The following is a 4,593-nucleotide window of genomic DNA, read 5'->3' as shown; positions in this document are numbered from 1 at the left end:
GTCATGGGGTGGGGTGCTCCAGAGCTCGGTGGGAGAGGGCGGCGACGGCGGCTGCCAGCAGGGCGGGCAGCAGCAGTGCGGTGGACAGGGTGGTGACGCTGGCGAGGGCGCCGATGAGGGCGGGGCCGGCCAGAAGGCCGAGGTAGCCGGTGACGGCGACGGTGGCCACGGACCTGGGGCCGCCGACTCCGGCAGCGGTGATGAGGCAGGGGACGGTGAGGGACAGGCCGAGTCCGAAGACCGCCCAGCCGGCCAGGGCCCCTGGAGTGCTGGAGCTGGCGACGCCGGTAAGCAGCCCGGCCGCGGCGGCGACTGCGCCGGCGCGTACGACGGTGGGGGCGCCGAAGGCTGCGGTGAGCCGGTCGCCGGTCAGCCGCCCGGTAGCCATGGCCGCGCTGTAGAGGGCGAAGGCGGCGGCGCTCGCGGCCGTCGAGGCTCCCAGACTGTGCAGGTGGACTGCGGCCCAGTCGGCGGCGGCTCCTTCCCCCAGCAGGGTCGCTGCAGCCAGCGCCCCCAGCAGCCACAGCTTCCCGGCCGGGAGTGCCGACCGGTCCTCGCCGTGAGTGCGGTTGGCGGGTGTACTCGAGTGATCGGTACCGCTCAGGGAGCGGGTGGCCGGCACGGCGGCGAGCGTAGCTCCCATGAGGATCAGGCCCACCCCGAGGAAGAGGGTGCTGTGCGCGGTGTGGGCGGTGAAGGCCGCCAGGGCGGCGCCGCCGAGGGCACCGAGGGAGTAGGCGGCGTGGAGGCCGGACATGATGGGGCGGCCGGCCGCGTTCTGGCAGCGCACGGCCGCGGAGTTGGCGGCGACATCCAGTACGCCGTGCGCGACACCGAAGGCGAGGGCGGCCGTAAGCAGTGAGGGCAGGCTGTCGCACTGGCCCAGGAGGGCGAGGCATCCGGCCAGGCTGCTGGCCCCGAGGGTGAGCAAGGCGGGAAGCCGCGCAGGCCCGGCGAGACGGCCTGCGATCTGCAGTCCTGCGACCATGCCGAGCGCGGCGGCCAGCAGCACCAGGGCCAGGTGCGCGGTGCTCAGGTGGGCGGCCTGCTGGACGGCCGGCATCCGGGCGCCCCAGACGGCCATGACCATCCCGAGGCCAAGGAAGTAGCCGGTCAGCAGGCCACGGCTGCGCCGGTCAGACGCAGGTATTCCGCTCACGCTGCGGTGTTGGCGTCGAGAGCTCTACTCACCTCGACGGTGAGGCAACCGGCGGCCTGTTCGGCACGTGCACGCGCCAGTTCGGCCGTGGATCCGGTGGTGATCAGGAAGCCGGCCCGGGCGGTGAACAGGTTGCCGCCGTCCACCGGCAGGACCAGCTGGTCGCCGGGGCGGTGCTGGAAGCGCAGCCTTTCCAGCCACGGCGGGCGGGGCCCCTCGAAGTGAAGCCTGGTGAGGGTGCCGGAGGTCTCGGGGTAGATCAGTTGGATGGCGGCGGCCGAAGACCGGGCGGGGGTGAGGTCGGGTCTGCGGTCGCAGGCGATGTCGGCTGCGGCGCGTGGCAGGTCGATGCCGGTGGCGAGGCGCACCAGATGGCAAATCATGTCCCCGGCGAGGCGGCCGTTGACCTCCACCAGGCGCGGTCGGCCCTGGACCAGGCGCATTTCGACGTGGCTGATGCCGCCGGTGATCCCGAGCGCGCTGACCGCTGCCCGCGCGGTGGGGGCGACCACGTCGAGGAGCGGGTCGGCGGCGTCGACACAGTGCGCGAGCTGCTCGAAGTGCGGGGGTGCGCTGATGGTCTTGCGGTTGACCGCGACCACCGTGGTGGCGCCCCGGTAGGTGGCGCACTCGACCGAGATCTCCGGCCCGTCAAGGTATTCCTCGACCAGCACGCTCGTGTTCTCCGCCCCCGGCCCGGCCGTACGTCCAGCTGCTCGATACGCGGCAGTGAGCTGGGCGGGGGTGTCGACACGGAGCACGCCGATGCTGCCCGCGTGCGCGGCGGGCTTCAGGACGACCGGGTAGCCGATCTGCTCCGCCGCGGCCTGTGCCTCGTGGCGGCTGCGGACGCTCACCGACGCGGCCGACGGCACGCCGTGGCGGGCGAACAGGCTCCGGGCGGTGGCCTTGTTGCGGCATGCCTGCATCACTTCGGGCGCGGTGGTGGGCAGGCCGAGCTGACGGGCGAGGCGGGCGACCGCAACGACGTACCACTCAGTCCAGGTGAACGCGCCGGCCAGGTCGTAACGGTCGGCCAGGGTCCGGCCGGCGGCGGACAGCGCCGCCTGGTCCGTGGGATCTGGCACGACCACGCAGTCCCTGATGAAGGGCACTTCCCACGAGGGCTCCTCGCTGGTGATAAGGACGACGTCGTAGGCGGCGGCCACGGATTCCAGGCAGTAACCGCGATAAGCCTCATCGGGCGCGGCCACGACCAGGACGACAGGTCGGTCGGACAAGAAGGTGCTCCTCGAAGAATCGGGTGGCGGAAGGGTTTGGCGGGCCGGTGGTCATGGGCTGCGCCGGCGGAGGCCCACTGCGGGTGCTCGGCCAGCAATCGCCGTGCGTACAGGGCGGTGTAGTTGTTGTTGAGGCCCGTCGCGCCGTGCGGGTGGTGCCAACGCAGGGCCTCGAACAGTGCCTTCATGCCGACCCGTGTCGCACCGGCGGCGAGGCGCGCGGCGACGAGCTGCTCCAGGGCCCGGTACACCCAGGGATGTTGGGAGTCGAAGGCGTGGAACTGCTCGGTGATCGTCGGCCGCACGCCCTGGTGCGGGAGATCGAGGTGAGCTCGTCCGTCCTGCGTGAGGGTGGACATGAGCGTCGAAGGCTCCTCTCCTACCGGGAAGGTCAGGCCGGGAATGTGGGCAGAGCGGGCAGGGTGCGCAGGCGGGTGAAGGCGACCGCGAAGCCGAGGGCCTGCAGGAGTGCGGCGACGGTGATGGCGTGCCCGAGCTGGGCGAGGGGCACGGCCGCGACGAGCAGGCCGGCGGCGGGGAAGGGCAGCAGGAGCAGCAGGACCGTCACGGCGAGGGTGCTGCCGAACACGTCGGGCGGGATCAGGTGGGAGCGCAGGGTGCGGAAGACGACCGTGAGGCTGCCTTCTCCGGCCATCACGACGGCGATCAGCAGGAGGTAGCCGCGGTAGGTATCGGCCTGGGCGACGGCGAACGTCGCTGCGGCCGCGACGGTGGCGGCCACGGCGCCGACCGGCCACAGGCCCCAGCGGTCGATCGCGGCGCGGGATGCGGTGATGGCGAGCAGGGAGGCGACGGCTGCGGCAGACCAGATGAGTCCGGCATCCGCGCTGGAGTGGTCCAGCTCGGTGACGACGATGACCGGGACGGCGGCCTGCAGGAGGGCCATGGCTGCGTTGGAGACGACCAGGCCGCCCACCAGCCAGGCGAGGGCGGGCAGCGAGCGCAGCGTCGCCCAGCCCGCCCGCAGTCCCCGCTGGGCAGGAGCCACACCGGGCGGTGCGGTGCGCACGCTAGGGCCGAGTGCGGCGGCGAGGAGGGACAGGCTCGCCAGCGTTGCGAGCATGACGGCCGGGCCGCCGTGCTCCAGCAGCAGGCCGGAGATCGCGGGCCCGGCCAGCGTGGCGCTCTGGTCGATCCCCAGCAGGACGGACTGCACCCGGTGCGCCCGGGGGCCGGCCTTCCGGCTCGCCGCACTGCCGGTGGTTTCGGCCGCCACGAAACTGAACTCGGTGAGCACGCCGGTGAAGGCGGCGAGCAGCATCACTGTGACCGTCGCGGCCAGGGTTCGGGCGTCGAGGGCGGTGAGAACGATGGCGGCGGCGAGCACGACGAAGGCCCGGGCGAGGCAGGCGGCACGGAAGACGCGGGCCGTGCCGTAACGGTCGACCAAGGTGCCGGCCACGGTGAACGCGCCGATCCGCGGGATCCACTCCAGCGCGAAGGCCAGCCCAGTCAGGGCCGCCGATCCGGTGGTGGCCAGGACGAGCAGGGGGATGCCATAGGTGGTCATCGCGAACGCGGCGGCATCCGCCCCGCGCGGCAGATAGATCCCGCGCACCAGGGCCGCGGTAGGACGCGCCACCGCGCCCGGCGTCACGCGGCGACGCCGTAGGCGCCGCGGATCTGCTGGGACGGGTGCGCGTGGATCCACTCGGCCAGCAGCCGGTGGACGCGGCCGAGTCCGGCGGCGGCCTCGCCGCCGGTGGTACGAGGATCCACCGCGGCCGGCTCGCCGAGCAGGGCGAAGGTGTGGCGGATCCGCCCGGCGAAGTCGCAGATCGGCGCCGGCTGGTTGTGACGTCGGGCCCAGCGAGCGGTCGCGTCGTAGACATCGGCGAGGTCCCCTCCCTCTGCGGTGAGGCCCAGGCCGCAGGAGGAGCGGTCGAGGAGTCCGAGGGCGTCCGCCTGCTCGATGGCCTGCCGGATCTGATGCGGGGTGAGGTCGGTGAGGGTGCGGGCCAGCTCGCGGGGCGGGATGGCCCCGTGGTCGTCGATCTCGCTGACCAGGCGGATCAGGGCGGCCGAAGACAGCGCCGTGCACGCGGCCTGGAGCTGCTGAGGGGAGAGGGAGGGGATCATCGGCGGACTCCTCCGGCCAGCAGGGCGGGCACCGGGGCCGGGGTGGCGTGGGAGAACAGGTCGCCGTGGTGCCAGGCAGGGCGGCGGGCGGGC

Annotated in this window: 4 protein-coding genes; all 4 read right to left on the bottom strand. The window is 73.3% G+C overall.

Going from position 1 to position 4,593, the window contains the following annotated elements; translation table 11 throughout:
- Position 1: 1 nt before the first annotated feature.
- A complete protein-coding gene (locus G6048_RS46800; protein ID WP_235991120.1) occupies positions 2–1,090 on the bottom strand; it encodes an MFS transporter in 1,089 nt (362 codons plus the stop codon).
- A 65-nt stretch (positions 1,091–1,155) separates the two neighbouring features.
- Complete coding sequence (locus tag G6048_RS46795) at positions 1,156–2,400, bottom strand: ATP-grasp domain-containing protein (RefSeq protein WP_165345700.1); 1,245 nt, start codon at positions 2,398–2,400, stop codon at positions 1,156–1,158.
- Positions 2,401–2,791: 391 nt separating this feature from the next.
- Positions 2,792–4,003 (bottom strand): MFS transporter, encoded by a 1,212-nt coding sequence (locus G6048_RS46790; protein ID WP_408056249.1) that lies wholly within the window; start codon positions 4,001–4,003, stop codon positions 2,792–2,794.
- Positions 4,004–4,014: 11 nt separating this feature from the next.
- A complete protein-coding gene (locus tag G6048_RS46785) occupies positions 4,015–4,500 on the bottom strand; it encodes a regulator (RefSeq protein WP_165345699.1) in 486 nt (161 codons plus the stop codon).
- Positions 4,501–4,593 lie beyond the last annotated feature (93 nt).

It is taken from the genome of Streptomyces ureilyticus (genome assembly GCF_011045025.1).
Lineage (GTDB): Bacteria > Actinomycetota > Actinomycetes > Streptomycetales > Streptomycetaceae > Streptomyces > Streptomyces ureilyticus.
This window is presented reverse-complemented; position numbering and strand designations above follow the sequence as displayed.